Source organism: Mumia sp. Pv4-285 (genome assembly GCF_041320275.1).
Taxonomy (GTDB): Bacteria; Actinomycetota; Actinomycetes; order Propionibacteriales; family Nocardioidaceae; genus Mumia; species Mumia qirimensis.
Genome location: NZ_CP162023.1, coordinates 3323915 through 3339567 on the forward strand (window position 1 = coordinate 3323915; position 15653 = coordinate 3339567).

General features: G+C 67.3%; 15 protein-coding genes. 4 read left to right on the top strand and 11 right to left on the bottom strand.

The window, feature by feature from the left end; all coding sequences use genetic code 11:
* Positions 1-28: 28 nt before the first annotated feature.
* Positions 29-1765 carry a family 43 glycosylhydrolase gene (locus tag AB3M34_RS16005; RefSeq protein ID WP_370615388.1) on the bottom strand — a complete coding sequence of 579 codons (1737 nt, stop codon included), beginning with the start codon at positions 1763-1765 and terminating at the stop codon, positions 29-31.
* Between the two features lie 114 nt (positions 1766-1879).
* Here AB3M34_RS16005 and AB3M34_RS16010 point away from each other — a divergent pair, with 114 nt between their 5' ends.
* Positions 1880-2485: a class I SAM-dependent DNA methyltransferase gene (locus AB3M34_RS16010; protein WP_370615389.1), complete on the top strand. Its 606-nt coding sequence runs from the start codon at positions 1880-1882 to the stop codon at positions 2483-2485.
* 81 nt (positions 2486-2566) lie between these two features.
* Here AB3M34_RS16010 and AB3M34_RS16015 read toward each other — a convergent pair whose 3' ends face one another.
* The 7 genes from AB3M34_RS16015 to AB3M34_RS16045 form a co-directional block, all read right to left on the bottom strand.
* A complete protein-coding gene (locus tag AB3M34_RS16015; RefSeq protein ID WP_370615391.1) occupies positions 2567-4009 on the bottom strand; it encodes a DUF1254 domain-containing protein in 1443 nt (480 codons plus the stop codon).
* Positions 4010-4106: 97 nt separating this feature from the next.
* Complete coding sequence (locus AB3M34_RS16020; protein ID WP_370615393.1) at positions 4107-4325, bottom strand: amphi-Trp domain-containing protein; 219 nt, start codon at positions 4323-4325, stop codon at positions 4107-4109.
* A gap of 17 nt (positions 4326-4342) precedes the next feature.
* On the bottom strand, positions 4343-5422 hold the full coding sequence (locus AB3M34_RS16025; RefSeq protein WP_370615395.1) for a sulfite oxidase: 1080 nt from the start codon (positions 5420-5422) through the stop codon (positions 4343-4345).
* A gap of 39 nt (positions 5423-5461) precedes the next feature.
* On the bottom strand, positions 5462-6322 hold the full coding sequence (locus tag AB3M34_RS16030) for an enoyl-CoA hydratase/isomerase family protein (protein WP_370615396.1): 861 nt from the start codon (positions 6320-6322) through the stop codon (positions 5462-5464).
* A gap of 27 nt (positions 6323-6349) precedes the next feature.
* Complete coding sequence (locus AB3M34_RS16035; protein WP_370615397.1) at positions 6350-7699, bottom strand: Dyp-type peroxidase; 1350 nt, start codon at positions 7697-7699, stop codon at positions 6350-6352.
* 13 nt (positions 7700-7712) lie between these two features.
* The gene (locus tag AB3M34_RS16040; protein WP_370615399.1) at positions 7713-8858 is read right to left on the bottom strand and encodes a DUF4331 family protein; all 1146 of its coding nucleotides are present in this window, start codon (positions 8856-8858) and stop codon (positions 7713-7715) included.
* Between the two features lie 22 nt (positions 8859-8880).
* On the bottom strand, positions 8881-9429 hold the full coding sequence (locus tag AB3M34_RS16045; protein ID WP_370615400.1) for a hypothetical protein: 549 nt from the start codon (positions 9427-9429) through the stop codon (positions 8881-8883).
* Positions 9430-9654: 225 nt separating this feature from the next.
* Between AB3M34_RS16045 and AB3M34_RS16050 the strand changes: the two genes are divergently transcribed.
* The gene (locus tag AB3M34_RS16050; protein WP_370615402.1) at positions 9655-10062 is read left to right on the top strand and encodes an SHOCT domain-containing protein; all 408 of its coding nucleotides are present in this window, start codon (positions 9655-9657) and stop codon (positions 10060-10062) included.
* 21 nt (positions 10063-10083) lie between these two features.
* On the opposite strand, the gene AB3M34_RS16055 is transcribed toward AB3M34_RS16050, so the two are convergent.
* The gene (locus tag AB3M34_RS16055; protein ID WP_370615403.1) at positions 10084-10647 is read right to left on the bottom strand and encodes a GNAT family N-acetyltransferase; all 564 of its coding nucleotides are present in this window, start codon (positions 10645-10647) and stop codon (positions 10084-10086) included.
* Positions 10644-11612 (bottom strand): alpha/beta hydrolase, encoded by a 969-nt coding sequence (locus tag AB3M34_RS16060; protein ID WP_370615405.1) that lies wholly within the window; start codon positions 11610-11612, stop codon positions 10644-10646. Before AB3M34_RS16060 ends, AB3M34_RS16055 begins: the two co-directional genes overlap by 4 nt.
* Here AB3M34_RS16060 and AB3M34_RS16065 point away from each other — a divergent pair.
* Complete coding sequence (locus AB3M34_RS16065) at positions 11611-12270, top strand: TetR/AcrR family transcriptional regulator (RefSeq protein WP_370615407.1); 660 nt, start codon at positions 11611-11613, stop codon at positions 12268-12270. The genes AB3M34_RS16060 and AB3M34_RS16065 overlap by 2 nt on opposite strands.
* Positions 12271-12312: 42 nt before the next feature.
* Here the strand turns inward: AB3M34_RS16065 and AB3M34_RS16070 are convergent, their stop codons facing one another.
* The gene (locus tag AB3M34_RS16070; protein ID WP_370615409.1) at positions 12313-13770 is read right to left on the bottom strand and encodes a PucR family transcriptional regulator; all 1458 of its coding nucleotides are present in this window, start codon (positions 13768-13770) and stop codon (positions 12313-12315) included.
* Positions 13771-13989: 219 nt separating this feature from the next.
* On the opposite strand from AB3M34_RS16070, the gene AB3M34_RS16075 reads away from it, so the two are divergent.
* On the top strand, positions 13990-15606 hold the full coding sequence (locus AB3M34_RS16075; RefSeq protein WP_370615411.1) for an ABC transporter substrate-binding protein: 1617 nt from the start codon (positions 13990-13992) through the stop codon (positions 15604-15606).
* Positions 15607-15653: the final 47 nt, after the last annotated feature.

The window sequence follows — 15653 nt, forward strand, 5'->3', positions numbered from 1 at the left end:
CGAACTTCTGGACGTGTGTGGGTCGCGGTCAGAGGAAGAAGGTGCGCGCCGGATCGACGAACCCGCCGGCGACGATCACGGAGATGCCGTAGGGCCGGACCGCGAAGCCGCCGTCGTTGTGCCAGGCACGGACGTCACCGTTGGCGAGGATGACCGCCACCTCGGCACGGCCGTCGTCATCGAGGTCGGCGAAGCGCAGCCGCGACGGATCGGTGAAGCCGTCCGCGACCACGACCGACGTCCCGTACGGAGAGGAAGCGAAGCCGGCGTCGTTGTGCCAGGCCCAGACGTCACCGTTCGGCTGGACGAGGGTGATCTCCGCCCGGCCGTCGGCATCGAGATCGGTGAACGTCGTGCGGTCGGGGGTGAACCCGGCGGCGATGACGACCGAGTTGCCGTACGGGTTCGCACTGAACGCGCCGTCGTTGTGCCAGGCCCACACCTCGCCGTTGGGCTGGATGGAGATGAGCTCAGCACGACCGTCGTCGTCGAGGTCGGCGAAGCGGACCCGCGACGGATCGGTGAAACCCGCCGCGATGACGTGCGACTGCCCGAACGGCGAGGCCGCGAACCCGCCGTCGTTGTGCCAGGCGCGGATCTGGCCGTCGGACTGGACGTGGATCATCTCAACCAAGCCGTCGTCGTCGAGGTCGGCAAACCGCAGCCGCTCGGGGGCGTACCCGCTGGTGATGACGGTCGAGCTGCCGTACGGGTTCGCGAGGAAGCCCCCGTCGTTGTGCCAGGCGCGGACGTCGCCGGACGCTTCGACGTACGCGATCTCGGAACGCATGTCGCCGTCCAGCGACGACGCTCGGCGCCCGCCTTGGACGGGAGTCGTGCCGGCCCACGAAAGGTCGATCGAGAACATGTGGCGCGCGCCGCTCACCCACCCGTGGAAGACGAACTTGTCGCCGCCGGTGAGCCCGTCCGCAGCGGTGACGACGTCGCCTCCGCCCGGTCCGCAGATGCCGGAGTTCCCTTGCGTCATCAGGACCTGACCGGTCGCCCAGGGGCCGTTGAGACTGGGTGCCGAGGAGAAGTAGGTCGAGTAGCCGCACCCTCCGTAGCCGCCGGCGGAGTAGACCAGCGTGTACGAGCTGCCGCGCTGTACGAGGTCCGGAGCCTCGATGACGGATCCGGCGGGCGTGGTGATCAGTGCGGTCGCGGCGCCGACGAGCGCTGTCCCATTGTTCGTCGTCTGACTGAGCCACAGTGTCGACGACTGCCCTATCGCGTTGCCGTCGTTCTTCCAGAGGAGATAGCGCGTCCCGTTCGCGGCGACGAACGTGTTCGCATCGATCGCACCACCTTGGGACAGGGGGCAGATCAGCGGTCCGCCGGCTGCAGGCGTGAACGGGCCCAGCGGCGACGTCGCGGTGGCGACGCCGATGCACTGCCGACCAGAGGACGCGTGGCGCGCCGTGTACGTCATGGTGAGCGTTCCGTCGGGGTTGGGTTGCACGTCGGGCGCCCAGGTCGCCCCGGCCTGCGCCCAGCTCGGCGACGGCCCACCCGGCATCGCGTCCCCCCGTACGGTCCACGGCCCGTCGATCGTCGGGGCGCTGGCGACCGGGACGTGGCGGAAGTTGTTGGTCGCGTAGGCGTACCAGGTGTTGCCGACCCTCACGATCTCGGGATCGGGGAAGTCCTCGGCGATGAGAGTCTTGGGCACCTCCAGCGCGCGTGCGGGAGAGAACGTCATCGTGACGGCCGCCATCACCGCGAGCACGGTGAGGACCCTTCGTACGTGCCTTCTGGACCTCATGACAGCTCCCTCAGCGCAATGTTTCGGTATTTCGGAAATGTCTTCCGATTACCGTGCGATAACAATGGCACTAGGTCCGGCCGCTGGCAAGGGCGGCGAGGGTAGTCTCTTGCCGTGACCACGGTGGATGTCGGCGCTGCGTACGACGAACGCGCCGACGAGTACACCGAGCTGCTCGGAACGGTTGACCAGATGGCGCGTCAGGATCGAGCGACGATCGAACGGTGGCAGGCCGGCATCGATGGGAGGATCCTCGACGCCGGGTGCGGCCCAGGTCACTGGACCGAGCTGCTGTCCCAGGACGGCACGCGCACCGTGATGGGGGTCGATGCGTCTGCTCGCTTCATCTCCGCGGCGCGACGGAACTTCTCGCACCCAGCCTTCTCGCGAGGCGACCTCGCCGCGCTGCCGATGGGGTCTGGCTCTGTCGACGGCATCCTGTCCTGGTACTCGATCATCCACACCCCGCCTGCGGCGGTTCCTACGATCATCGGCGAGTTCGCCCGCGTCCTGGCTCCCGGCGGATCCGTCCTGCTCGGATTCTTCGACGGCGAACCCGGCGCAGCGTTCGACCACGCGGTGACGACCGCGTACTACTGGTCCGCGGAAGCGCTCGGTGCGCTGCTGACGCCGTTCGGATTCGTCGTCGAGAGGAGCTCGGCCCGCCAGGATCCCGGCGTCCGACGGCAGGGCGACCTGACGGCGAAGCTCGCAGCCTGAACGCCGGGCGTGGTCACCGCGGCAGCTGTCCCGGCGAGGGCATCGGGGACCACATGCCTGCGTCCCAGTTGGAAACTGCAGTCAGTCGAGGGGCTCGAACTCGTTGAGTCGCCAGGTCTGGTCGAACCATGGTTCGAGCGGGCCATAGATACGGAAGAGCTGGAACCACGACTTGCCCGGGATGGTCTCAACCCAGTTCGTCTCCTGGCCCTCAGGGGCCACGGGGCCGAAGTACAGGTCGTGGGAACCGTCGGCGTTGGATCGGAGAGTGCCCGTGTTGCTCGCCAGAGCCGGCCAGATCGTCGAGGGCACCTGGAGAAGTGACCGCGTCTGCGTGTCGTAGAGGTCGACCGCCCAGAAGTTCTTCGCAGGGACGTCCGGGTCGACGTGCAGCCGGTACGTCCGCGCCCCGTCGAGGAGATCTCCGCGGCTGTCGTGGATCGTGTAGGCGTAGGCCGACCCAGCACCGACCTGGGCGTGAGCCATCGCAGGGGTCACGACGGTGGCCAGGTAGTGGAACTGCGTACGGGCGTCCAGCAGCCGCGCCCCGTTGCGGAGGAACTCGTGGCTGCCTCCGACGAATCCCACCTTCCAGGACCCGTACAGGACCGCCTCGGGGTCGCGGGACTCGAAGGCGACCGTGCGTGCGATCCCGGCACCGATCTCGGCCGCTCGGGTGAGAATGCCGCGCATCCTCTCGTCCGGCGTGAAGGGCTGGCCAGCGACCAGACCGATGGCCGCGAGCTGCCCGGCACGCTCTGCGTCGAGGGCATCGGTCGGCTCCTCCTGGAGGAGCTCGTCGACCTCCTCGAAGAAGGAGAAGTCGTTGCTGTGCACGGTGTTGAAGACCTGCTCGGCGAGGTTGACGAACTCGTTCGCCTCCGGTGCCGCTGCCTCAGCGAGCGGATAGATCCTGGTCTGCTTGATCTCCGGGACGCCACCGAGCGCCCGGAGCACCACCCAGTTGGAGTACGTCGGGCAGTGGTAGGTGAAGTAGCCGTCAGGGACCTCGCCCTCGTGACCGGGCGGGAGGAACAGGTACTTGCCGCCCTGTCCGCCGTCGGGACCCGCGATGCCCATGTCGGCGACGTAGCGGAACCAGAAGTCGTCGACCACGCACAGCGACTGCGGTGGCGCCTCGATCACGGTCGGACCCCACGCTCTGAGGTCGAGGAACGTGGTCCCGTAGGTGGTCTCGGTGTTCGGGGTCAGGAACAGGCTCCGAGAGTTCGCTCGCGGATCGGTGAAGCCGATGACCTGCGGCGACGTGATGCCGGCTGACTGCAAGCCACGACGCATCGCGACCAAGGAGGCGCCGGGGACGGCGTTCAGGAACACCTCGATGCCGCGCATGAGATCGAGAGCGTCGTAGACGGTGGACACGGTGTCCGGACGCGGCACTCCGTCGAAGAACTGCAAGGACCCGAACGGCGAGTCGATCGTGTCCGCGGACGAGAGTCCGTCGATCGCCTCCCGCATCTGCTCGGGCGTCAGCCCACTACCTGTAGCCCCCGAGACCGACATGCATTCCCCACTCGTGATCGACGCTGCTCTTCACACCATCGCAGCGAGAGAGGGTCTGCTGGATCACCCGTAGCGGGTGAACGGGCGCCCTGCGGGCTCACCAGGAGAGCTCGATCTCCACCTCGTGCTCGTCGTCGCTGATCTCGACCTCGACCTTGAGGTCGACCTCCTCGGGCACGTGCATGGTGATGCGACGCCCCTTGTGCTCGAACTCGACGGCGTTGTTCCGACCGAGGGCGTCGGCGAAGGCGTGGAGTCGCGCGGCGGCTTCCTCCCGCCGCAGTCGGAGGGTCGTGTCTGTCTCGAACAGGTCCATGTCGTCTCCTGTGGTGGTTATACGCGGTCGACGTAGATGACTTCGATGGCGTTGTTGCCGTAGCCGAGGCGGTTCCACGGCGGGACGTCGGGTTGTACGTTGCCGGCGGCGTCGGTCGCTCGGGCTCGCAAGGTGTGGCGGCCGATGTTGATCGACTCCCAGGTGAAGGTCCAGTCCTGCCACTGATAGTCGCTGCGGGCCGGTTCGAGCTCGGCAGGGTGCCAGTCGCCCTCTCCCGTCAGGCTGACCTCCACACGGGCGATCGGGCCGGCGCCCGACCATGCCTTGCCCCTGACCGTGCAGGTCCCGACATCGATGGTCGACCCGGGTGTCGGGTCGGTGATCCGCGAACGCACGCGCATCAGGGAGACAGGTTCGTGAGGTCTGTCGGGCCACTGGTACATGTAGTGACCGGTCTGGAACTCACCGCTGTAGGGCTCGACGAGGACATCGATCCGCTTGAGCCACTTCACCGAAGCGACGGCGTACCAGTGGGGGACGACAAGCCGGAACGGAGCGCCGTGGTCGCGACCCAGCGGCTGGCCGTTCATCTCGTAGGCGATGAGGATTCCCGCGGACGGATCGGTGGCCTGTGCGATGGGCAGCGACCGGGTGAAGGTCAGGTTGTCCTGATCGGTCTCGGGCAGGATCGCCTGGAGGTGGTAAGGGCCGTGGTCAGCCCCTACCGCAAGAACCTCGACTCCTTCGGCTGCGGGCTCGACCTTCGCCAGGACTTCGTGGAGGAGTGCACCTCTCCACGTCGCCGTGGAGACTGCGAAGTCACCCCACGGTTCTCCGGTCGGCAGCGGCCGCATCTCGAGACGGCCGTTTCCGGCGCACTCGAGGGTGACCGTGTGGTCGTGGGCGGGCATGGCACGGAGGTCGTCGACGGTCAGAGTGATCCGCGTGCCGACCGCGCCGCCGATCTCCAAGATCCCGTCGTGCTCGGGCACCGCGAAGTTGCTGCGGACATAGTGGAGCTCCGTGGGAGTGGTCTCACCGGCGAGCGCAGCGGGCGGGGCCTCGGCGTTGTAGGGCGCGGGATTGATCATCACCAGCGCGGCGCGTGCCGCTTCGAGTTCTTCATCCACGGTCATGGTGTCAGCCTCCTGGGCACGGCGTTGCAGGACGAGTCATCAGAAGTCGGAGTCGTCGAAGGTCGGTTCGCGGCCGTCGTTGAAGGCACCGATGCCCTCGACGCGATCGGGGTGGACCGCGGAGCGCCAGTGCGCGTCCATCATGATCGCGATCGCCTGTTCGATCGGCTGTCCCTCGCCCAGGTGCACCGCGCGCTTCACCGCCTGGACGGCCGTCGGCGAGTTGCCGGCGATCTTCTCGGCGATCCGCAATGCCGCGGAGGCCAGATCGCCAGGTGCATGGATCTCGTTGACCATCCCCAGCCGGTACGCCTCCTCCGCCGGGATCGGGTCGCCGGTCATCAGCATCTGAAGCGCCTTGCCACGGGGCAGGAGCCGGGGCAGCAGCGCCGGTGAGCCGCCTCCGGCGGCCAAGCCGAGCATGGCTTCAGGCTGCCCGAAAACCGCGTTGGACGAGGCGATGATGAAGTCGGTGCTCTGAGCCAGCTCGCATCCCCCGCCGTACGCGATGCCGTTGACGGTGGCGAAGATCGGCTTGCGGAGCTCTCGGACCGTGTACAGGGTTCGGTCGAATGCTTGACGCTGCCGCAGCCAGTCCTCCTTGGTCATGGCTTTGCGCTGCCGCAGATCGCTTCCCACGGAGAAGGCACGGTCGCCAGTTCCTGTGAGGATGACGACCCGGACGGACGTCTGAACCGCGATCTCCTCGACCACCTCGGTCAACAAGGCACCCATCTCGGTGGTGATCGCGTTGTCGGCGTGCGGCCGGTTGAGGGTGATCCGGGCGATGCGGCCGTCGGAGACGTAGTCCAGGAGCACGGGCGGCTCCGTCTCCTCGACGTCGGGAGCGGGAAGGCTGAAGTCGAGCGCTGCCCAGCGGTCGGTGCCGGATGAGCTCATGATGCTGCCTCTCTGTGGTGACGCCATTCAGGTGTCCAGCTCGGCGAGCCAGCGCAAGGCGCTCAGACTCGGGGCGAAGCAGTACTCTCCGCCGCGGGTGACGACGAACGGCGGCAGGTCCTGGAGCCGACGACGGATCGGTCGTTGCGGGATCGTGAAACTGCTGGAGTCGTCGTGAGGTCCGACGAGCGGGTCGGACTCCAGCGGAGCGCCGATGAAGATGCCGTCGTTGAGCCACTGGGTCTTCACGAACTCGAACTGTCGTCTGATGTGGGCGCCGGCAAAGACGAAGATGATCCCGCGGTCGATCCCGTCATCGTCCAGCACACCGTCGGGGAGCATCGGTCCGTAGCTCGTCCCGCGTCGGATCATCCGATGGAGCCGGACGTCGACGCTGCCTTCGTGATCCAGCGCATCTCGAGGATTGGCCCTACGCGCGTGCGCACCCACGGGACACTTGAAGCCGCGCGGGTCGTCGGCAAAGCCGAAGTCGTTGTTGCGCTGAGGGTCCCTGCCGAGCTCCGGATCGTCTCGGTCAGGGGTGAGTGCCAGCGGGGCACCGCTCTGCCAGCGGCCGACGACCTTCGCGCCGAGGAGATCCTCTTCCGTCGCGTTCGCCGATCTGGAACGAAGGTACGTCCGGTAGGCCGCCACCTTGGTGTGCAGCTTGCGGATCACCACGTAGGTGCCGTTGCGACCCAGTACGTCCGGGGCCGGCATGGGCGGCAGCTCTCCTGTCTCGTCCGGGTACCCCAGGATGATCTCGCCTGCCTTGAGGGGTCGCTCTCGGGGATTCGTCGGCGCCCGACCACTTCCCTCGACGGCGGGTTGGCCAATGCCGTCCTTGAAACCGAACGACGTACGCCCCGTCGCCAGCTGATAGCAGTCCTGACGCCAGACAAGCTCGATCCCGGGGAGCTCTACCTGGGCTGCGCGCGCCTTCTCCGCGGCGGCTCGGAGCCGTGACTCGTCGGACGAGAGCACAGCGATGGCGACGTGGACGTCGGCGGCTCCGAAGGGTTCCTCCCAGTGGTCGGGACCGCTTTCACCAATGTCCCCGAGGAGCTCGGCGCGGGCCGCCATCCCTTGCCGGAACTCCGGCGCGAAGCTCTCCAAGGAGGCCGCCGGGACGCCGAGCGCCTCGAGCCCGTGGTAGGTGAACGCGACCGTCAGCGACGTGTCGCCTGCCGCATCGACAACACCGGCGGAGCTGACGATCCGGTGCAGCCTCCGTACCAGCTCACGTCCGTCCTCGCGGTCACGGATGCACAGCAGCAGGTACGTGCCGACGTACGGAGAGGGACGCTCGTACAGGGCCCCTGCCTGGATGTCGTCAAGCTCCAGCGATACGCCCGGCGTGACCTCCAAACCACTCACCGCCGTTCCATGATCAGTGGTGCTCGGGAGGCTCGGGCGGGTTCGGGTTCGGCAGCGCCAGGTACGGGAAGCTCGTCGTGCCCGGCCGCGTGGCAGCGTCGACCCCGTCGCTGATCGTGGGGCCGTGGCCGGCATTGACGAGCTGGGTGAAGAGCGTGTCCATGACGTCGTCGTTCAGCGTCCGGCCGCCGCAGGTCGCGTTCGGCTCACCGTGCCGCGCGGCCAGCTCGATCTCGAGGAACGAGCCCTGCTCCACGTACGGCTTCGTGACGTCCACGACCAGGTAGTCGGCGAGGACCAGGTCTGTCAGCGGATGGCTGCCGTTCTCGCCCTGATGCCAGTCGGCCTTGCCGTCCAGGCCGTCCCAGAACGCGAGGTTCGCGTCGAGCCGCGCTCGATAGGCACCGGAGTAGGAGTCTCCGAGGTGGAACGCGTCGTCCATGTTGTAGAGGTCGCGGATCTCGAGGTCCCGGTTGACCGGGTCGAAGTCCCTCGGCGCGAGCATCATGTTCTTGACCTCCGGGCGACCCACCCGTTCGATCCTGACGTTGAACTCGCCGCGCGTGAGTGTCTCGGCGACGACGCCCACGAGCGTCCATCCAGGCAGCATCTCGGTGTCGATCTCGATGACGATGCTGAGTACGTTCTTGCCGTCCAAGAAGATCGTGCCGTGATCTGTGAAGGCAAGCTTTCGCGTCGCGATCGTGGCCAAGGCCGCCCGGGCATCCATGATGAACGGGTCCCACCGGACGCCGGCGAAGATCCGCACTCCTTGTCCGGTCCCGCCCTCCTCGGCGTTGACCCGAAAGGAGACCTGTTCGCCACTGGGTGCCACGCATGTGCCGTGCTGCTCGTGACCCGGCTCGCCGGTGTTGGGGTCGGACACGTGCTCCGGAGAGTCGAAGACGCAGTCGAGGACCAGCTCGTCATCCTCCGGGACGAAGTCCCAGCCGGACGTTTCGCTCCCCGGCCTGAGTGCCCTCAGCCGGAACCGATACAGGAGGCCCGCGGAGAAGAGGTCGGACGGCTTGGCCATCGGCAGCGTGTTGAGGACGAGGACGAGTCGCCCTGGCACCTCCGGGCTCGGGAATGCGTACACGTCCGTGATGTCCGCGATCGGGTCGGAGAGGGCCCGCGGCCCGGAGATGTGGTCAGACATGACAGCTCCTGGTCTCGCCGCGCTAGTCGGCAGCCTCGTCCAGCAACGGCTGCATCGCTGGATGTTGAAGGAGCTCGGCGGCCTGCGGGTGGTCGAGAACCTGCTGGAACGCCCGGTTCACGCGCTGCGCCTTCCGTATCTCCTTGACCGTGCCGCCGTAGTTGCGGGCATATGCCGCAGCCGTCTGTTCAGCACCGAGGACGAACGCACGCACAGCTGCGACGTCCGGCAGCCCGTCGTACCCCTCCACGTGACGAAAGATCACGTCGAAGAGAGCCAGTGTCGGCCCCGAGGTGAAGAAGTCCTCCATGTACGCGTCCCACGGCCCGTCGAAGCTGGTCACGAACGCGAGGCGCGTGTCGTCGTCGAACAGCACGAACCGTGCCTCGTGGATCGTCTGGATCGCCATGCCGTAGTCACCCGGTCGATACCCGGGTGTGTCCTGCAAGCTCAGCAGTGCATCTCGCAGGGACGACGCCTGCCCGTCCTTGACCCGGAAGAACAGGCTGAACTCGCTCGTGGGCCCGACACTCAGGCCCGGCTGCGTCGCTCCGCTGTCTGGTACGGCCATGGGGGTTGCCTTCCCACTGGACCGACACGCCCGATCGACGCCGGTAACTGCGGCTAGGAGCGCCCAGCCAGATGTGACGTTAGTGCCCTGTCTGTGCGGCCGCCTCACCCTCGGCGGGTGAACCGCCGGAGCGGTGAACGGCGACGCATCCGCGTTGCGGCTGGTCGGGCCCACCCGGCTCTGCCACACTGCGGCTACCGGTCCACAAGGACCGAAACTCACGAGATGAGGCTCGCCATGGATGCCATCACCAACGACTTCGGAGAAGTCCTCCTCTGGTCCTTCTGGTTCTTCATCTGGATCGCAGCACTCATGGTGTGGTTCCGGTGCCTCTTCGACCTGTTCGGCGACCACACCCTCAGCGGCTGGGCTAAGGCCGGATGGGCAGTCCTCCTTATCTTCGTGCCCTGGCTCGGTGCCCTGATCTACCTCATCGCACGCGGCCGGAGCATGACGGAACGCCAGATGGCCAAGGCAGCGGAGCTGCAAGCCGCCCAGGCCGACTACATCAAGCAGGTCGCCAGCACCCCGACGTCGTCGGCAGACCAGATCGCGAGCGCCAAGGCGCTCCTCGACTCCGGCGCCATCGACCAGAACGAGTACGAGACGCTGAAGGCCAAGGCGCTCGCCTGAGGCTCGCGGGACGATCGCGCGTCACGCCGCTCCATACGCCGGCTGTGTGACGGCGATCGCCCCGACCCCGGCGGTGATGGTGAGGAGAAGGCCGTCGCGGACGTAGTGGGCGTCGCCCACCCGGCTGGTGATCATGCGCCGTACGACGTGGTTCTCGGCGCTGATCACGGCTTGGACGTTCTGCGTGCCCAGGCGCGCCACGCACACGGCGAGCTCGTCGACGAGGCGCGAACCGACGCCGTGTCCTTGGCTGGCGTCGGCGACCACGACGGCGATCTCGACCGTTGCCGCGACACCTGCTGCCGAGTGGGTGTCCGGAATCGGCGCCCACATCGCGTGCCCGATGACGACGTCACCACGAACTGCGAGGAGCGAGCCGCCGAGCGCGCTCGGTGTGAGCAGGTGCTTGGCCAGCCCGGGCAAGGATCCGCTGCTCATCCCGGTCAGGAATCGCAGGTACAGAGACTCTGGCGACAGCTCGGCGAGGAACCTCTCCATCGCCTCGAGGTCGTCGGCGGAGCCACGACGAATCCGTGACTCGCCCGCGCCGGTCCGCCTCGGACCCGGTCCCGCAAGGACGGTCATGACCGCGCCCTGTCGGCCAGGAACTCCATGACGACGTCGAGCACACCGGGGTCGTTCAGCAGCGCACTGTGCCCCAGGCCCACCGTCTCGTGTCTTCGACCTCGCGAGCCGTGGGCAGCAGTGATCACGTCAGCCTGGCTCGCGTGCACGACCTGGTCGAACCTCTCCTGGACCACCAGCAGCTCGTCGGCAGGCCCATCCCCGACCGAGAAGCGCTCCCAGATGTCAGACGCGCCGTCGAAGAGCCTCCGCTCGATCGTCCCTCGCAGGTGTGCGTTGACGTCAGGGCCAAGCCTCAGGGCGGAGCAGAAGGCGTCGACGAGATATCCGAAGTCGCCGACTCCGTTGACGACGACGACGCGCGGAGCACTCATCCCGTTGCGGATGGCATGGAAGGCGATCGGCGCTCCGAGGGAGTGGGCGACCACACCCTCGAACGGGCCACTTCGTTCCCCCACCGCCCGGATGATCGCCTCGTGATCCAGGATCGTGCCGGCTTTCCCACGGGTCGCACCGTGGCCGAGTGCGTCGTACGAGACCGGGCTGAAGCCCTCCTCGAGCAAGCGAACGATCATCGGGGCGAACCGCGAGGCGCGTGACCTCCAACCATGGATCAGGAGGACGGGCCGAGGCCCGTCACCCCACTCGTACACGCGGATGCGCCGACCACGCCACGGCAGGTCTGACTGCCTCGCTGATTCGTGAGCGTCGCGCTCGTCCTCTCGGACCGGGCCCCTGACCAGCGGCCGGCGCCACAGCTCGAACGCGGCACGAGCCGCCGTGCGGGACGAAGCTCTTGCGAGCCCGTTGAGGGCGTGCCCGGCAAGCCGTGTGGTGAAGGGCTGTGGCGTCCCGCTCGCCGCCGCCTCGATCGTGGTGGTCATGTCTCCCCCTCTGGCGAATACAATACGAACGATCGTACCAGTTGTTTGAGGCACGGTCGTGCGATAAGTTCTGGGAGACATGAAGAGCGAGCCGACATTGGACGACCACCCCGACGGACGAGTACGCCGCGGCAACGCGACCCGGCGTACGGTGCTTCGTCGCGCCGTCGACGTCGCCTCCGTCGAAGGCCTCGAAGGGCTCTCGATCGGACGCCTCGCGACGGAGCTCTCGATCAGCAAGAGCGGCCTCTTCGCGCTGTTCGGTGCCAAGGAGGAGCTCCAGCTGTCGACGATCCGCGCCGCCAAGCGCATCTACGTCGACACGGTCGTCACCCCCGCGCTCGAGTCACCGCCTGGGATCGGACAGGTCTGGGCCCTCATGAGCGCCTGGCTCGACTACTCCAGAGAACGCGTCTTCCCGGGCGGATGCTTCTTCGCCAAGACGAGCTACGAGTTCGCCGGCCGCCCCGGTGACGTCCACGACGCGCTCGCTGCGGCCCGCCACGAATGGCTCGAGCTGATCGAGCACGCGTTGACCGAAGCGCAGGGGCGGGGCGAGCTGGACGGCGCTGAGTCGCCAGCCCAGCTCGCCTTCGAGCTGAACTCATTCCTCGACGGCGCGAACCTCGACTCGTTGCTGAGCAACGACGACGACGTCTACACGCGCGCCCAGCACGCCATCGGCCGCCGCCTCGCATCGGTGAACCGAAGCGGCGTCGAACCCTGGGCCACCGCCTGACTGCTCGCTCGTCGGCCGAGCCGCGCAGTTCTCTTCGGCCGCCTACGCGAGCCCGTTGTGACGCAGCAGGAGCCAGAGCTCTGCGGCGACGTCGGGATCATCGAGGTCCACGCCGAGCAACGAACGCACTCGCGACATCCGATGGCGCAGCGTGTTCCGGTGGACACCGAGCTCGCGGGACGCAGGCTCCCACTGACCCCAGTTGCGCAGGTAGGCGACGACCGCTCCAGTCAGGTCCGCACGACCGTAGTCCCTCAGTCGGCGGAGCGCGAGGTCGAGGCCGGACGTGCGAAGTGACCGCTTCTCCATGACGACGGTGCTTGCTTCGGGAAGGCCGGCGAGCAGACGCTGCAGCCCGACACGGACGTCGTGGACCCGCTCGAGCGGAACCGGTTCGGAGACGACCGACGAGGCTGCTGGGTCCACCTCCAACAGAGCCGCACCGAGCTCCGCAGGGTCAGGCTTCTCGCTCGGCGCAAGGAACCACAACGCCTCAGGGTCGTGCCACCCTGCGATCGCGGCAGGACACCACTCACTGACGACCTGATCGACGGCAACAGGGGCAGACGTGGCGATGACGACGATGCGCAGCTCGTGTCCGAGCGCGATGTCGAGTCGCGAAGCAAGCCGTGCGGCAGCGTCGGCCAGGCGCATGTCGACGAGCATCGCCACGGCTTGAGCGTGACCATGGGTTCTGGCCTGGTCCTGGTCTCGCCGCAACGCGCCGAGCGTGAGCAGCGACGCGGCCGCGAGACCGACCCGGTGCTGCGTGCCGGAGAGGCGGTTCTCGGTCCCGATGAGCAGATGCCCGGCAACACGCTGGCCGAGCGTGATCGGATAACCGATCGACGAGCCTGTCGTTCGTTCCATCGTGAGCGGCGCGGTCGACGCACGTCGAGACGACGCTCGAAGCTCGGCCGCCACGTCGGCAGCATCCTGCAGCCGACCAGCGGGATGAACGTGCTCCACCTCGCCGGACGGGCCGAGCATGGCGGCCCACCCGCGCATCGCATAGGCCAGCGAGCGAAGCGTCGCCGAGACCGGATCACCGGAGAACGCGGCCTTGACCAGCTCGCTGTGGGCAACCACCGCTTCTCCGAGATCGCGGCGCTCGGCTTCGGTGCGCAGCTTCCAGTAGGACTTTGTCACGTCGAGGAAGGCGCCCTCCGGAGGGACGACCAGCAGCGTCAGCCGAAAGCGCTCGCACGCCTCACGGAGGACCAGCGGGACACCTTGGAGGCTCGGACCGAGACCAAGTCCGAGTGCCGATATCTCCGACCCGGCGAGGCGCGAGACGTACTCGGTGATCCCGGCTTCGTTGCGAGGGAGCGACAGGCCCGTCGTGAGCATCAGCTCGCCGCCGCTCAGGTACGGAGTGGGGTCAGCGAGGTCGCTTACGTGGACCGCACTCACAGGGAGGTCCGGCGCACTCTGAGCGGGCAACGGCCTTAAGACATCGGGGATCGCCGCGCACAGGTGCTGGACGGTGGGGAGATCCATGCCGCCATCTTATGAGACCGCACTCTCAGTTGTGCGCCCCGCCCCGGGTTGATGTGCACAGAGCGATGAACTGTTGTGCAGATCGTCCAACGAACGTGGCCCGGATCACTGGGCAGCATGTGCCCACCGGTCAACGCCGACCGCCCCGCTCCCCTCATGGCCTGATCGCCTCCTGGAGGACCCATGACCCGAAATCCCTTTGCCCGGACACTCACCCGCGTGGTCTCCGTCGCCGTCGCCGCTGTTGTCACGGCAAGTCTCGCAGCGTGCAGTGGCTCCTCCTCGTCGGATGCGAGCTCCGAGCGCGACGCGGAGGTCGTCACCAGCGCGCCCGCAGCCGACGGCGCCATCGACGAGCTCAACTGGGGCGTGCCGTTCGGCGAGCCGCCGAGCGTCGACCCCGCGGCAGGCGGCGACAGCAGCGCGAACCTCATCAAGGCGAACGTCTGCGAACCGCTGCTCCGGCTCAACGACGACTACACCATCAGCCCCGCCCTGGCGGAGTCGTGGGAGTACTCCGACGACAAGCTGACTCTCACGTTCACGATCCGTCAGGACGTCAAGTTCTCCGACGGCAAGCCGATGACCGTCGAGGACGTCCAGTACAGCTTGGCGCGCAACCTCGACCCCGAGCTCGCCTCAACGTGGGCTGGCAGCGTGTACGGCAACGTGAAGGCCGTCACCGCTCAGGGCGACGACAAGATCGTCGTCACGTTCAACGCGCCCGACTCCCTCTTCGTCAAGGCGATGGCGATCACCGCCGGTCTGGTCAGTGAGAAGGCCTACGTCGAGAAGGCGGGCACCTCGTACGGCACGGCTGCGGGCGGGCTCATGTGCACGGGACCGTACTCGATCGCGAGCTGGCAGTCCGGGAGCGGGATGACCCTGGCAGCCAACCCCCACTACTGGAACGACGAGTTCACGCCGCACGCCAAGACGGTGAACCTCAAGTTCATCACCGAGGCGTCTTCGCTCGTCCAGGGCCTCGAGTCCGGCAGCCTCGACGGCTCGTACGACGTGCCGCCAGGCTCCATCGCGTCGCTGCGCAAGACCGGTGAGGTCTACCAAGGACCGTCACCGCAGATGCTGCAGATCTACCCCAATGCCGGGGCGATGGACGACGTGAAGCTACGCCAGGCGGTCAACCTGCTCGTCGATCGCACCGCTGTCGCCGACCAGATCTACCACGGCACGGCCGAGCCGATGTACACCTTCACCCCGGAGCTCCTCTGGGGCGACGGCGCGGAGACGCTGCAGGCTGCGCTCGACGACCTGGACAAGCCGGAGAAGGTCGACATCGACGGAGCCAAGAAGCTCATCGACTCGATGGACAACCCGCCGTCTGAGCTGACGTTGGCGATCATCGCCGGCCACGAGCAGATGCGTCTCACCTCGGCCCTGCTGCAGGAGTCGATGAAGAAGGTCGGCATCACCCTGACGATCAAGCCCATCCAGCCAGCCGAGAACGTCGCCTACTTCACGGATCCGGCCGCGCGCGAGGGCATCGACCTGATCATGAACACTGGCTGGTCCGCCGTTCCCGACTACCTCTTCTACGCCCGGCGCGTCGTGGTGCCCGAGGGGCGGTTCAACCTTCTCGGCTACGAGAACCCCACGGTCACCGACCTGGTCGCGAAGTCGGCCGAGACCTTCGACGAGCCGGAACGCGCCGAGACCTTCGCGGAGGCGCAGGCGATCTTCACACCTGAGGTGCCGCTCATCCCGGTCGCGAACCCGCGCGAGGTGTCGTTCGTACGCGAGGGACTGGGTGGACTCACCACCTCGTTCGCGTACGTCTACCACCCGAGCCTCGCAACCATCGGCGCGACGAAGTAGTTCGTCGCTGTCGTCGCAGGATCCTCCGTTCAACGTCGAACGAGGGC

What these genes read in the sequence shown, in the direction of transcription:
- AB3M34_RS16040 (WP_370615399.1), bottom strand. Translation starts at nt 8,858, where the DNA reads ATGTCTGACCACATCTCCGGGCCGCGGGCCCTCTCCGACCCGATCGCG.
- AB3M34_RS16030 (WP_370615396.1), bottom strand. Translation starts at nt 6,322, where the DNA reads ATGAGCTCATCCGGCACCGACCGCTGGGCAGCGCTCGACTTCAGCCTT.
- AB3M34_RS16020 (WP_370615393.1), bottom strand. Translation starts at nt 4,325, where the DNA reads ATGGACCTGTTCGAGACAGACACGACCCTCCGACTGCGGCGGGAGGAA.
- AB3M34_RS16025 (WP_370615395.1), bottom strand. Translation starts at nt 5,422, where the DNA reads ATGACCGTGGATGAAGAACTCGAAGCGGCACGCGCCGCGCTGGTGATG.
- AB3M34_RS16065 (WP_370615407.1), top strand. Translation starts at nt 11,611, where the DNA reads ATGAAGAGCGAGCCGACATTGGACGACCACCCCGACGGACGAGTACGC.
- AB3M34_RS16050 (WP_370615402.1), top strand. Translation starts at nt 9,655, where the DNA reads ATGAGGCTCGCCATGGATGCCATCACCAACGACTTCGGAGAAGTCCTC.
- AB3M34_RS16055 (WP_370615403.1), bottom strand. Translation starts at nt 10,647, where the DNA reads ATGACCGTCCTTGCGGGACCGGGTCCGAGGCGGACCGGCGCGGGCGAG.
- AB3M34_RS16070 (WP_370615409.1), bottom strand. Translation starts at nt 13,770, where the DNA reads ATGGATCTCCCCACCGTCCAGCACCTGTGCGCGGCGATCCCCGATGTC.
- AB3M34_RS16005 (WP_370615388.1), bottom strand. Translation starts at nt 1,765, where the DNA reads ATGAGGTCCAGAAGGCACGTACGAAGGGTCCTCACCGTGCTCGCGGTG.
- AB3M34_RS16015 (WP_370615391.1), bottom strand. Translation starts at nt 4,009, where the DNA reads ATGTCGGTCTCGGGGGCTACAGGTAGTGGGCTGACGCCCGAGCAGATG.
- AB3M34_RS16045 (WP_370615400.1), bottom strand. Translation starts at nt 9,429, where the DNA reads ATGGCCGTACCAGACAGCGGAGCGACGCAGCCGGGCCTGAGTGTCGGG.
- AB3M34_RS16060 (WP_370615405.1), bottom strand. Translation starts at nt 11,612, where the DNA reads ATGTCTCCCAGAACTTATCGCACGACCGTGCCTCAAACAACTGGTACG.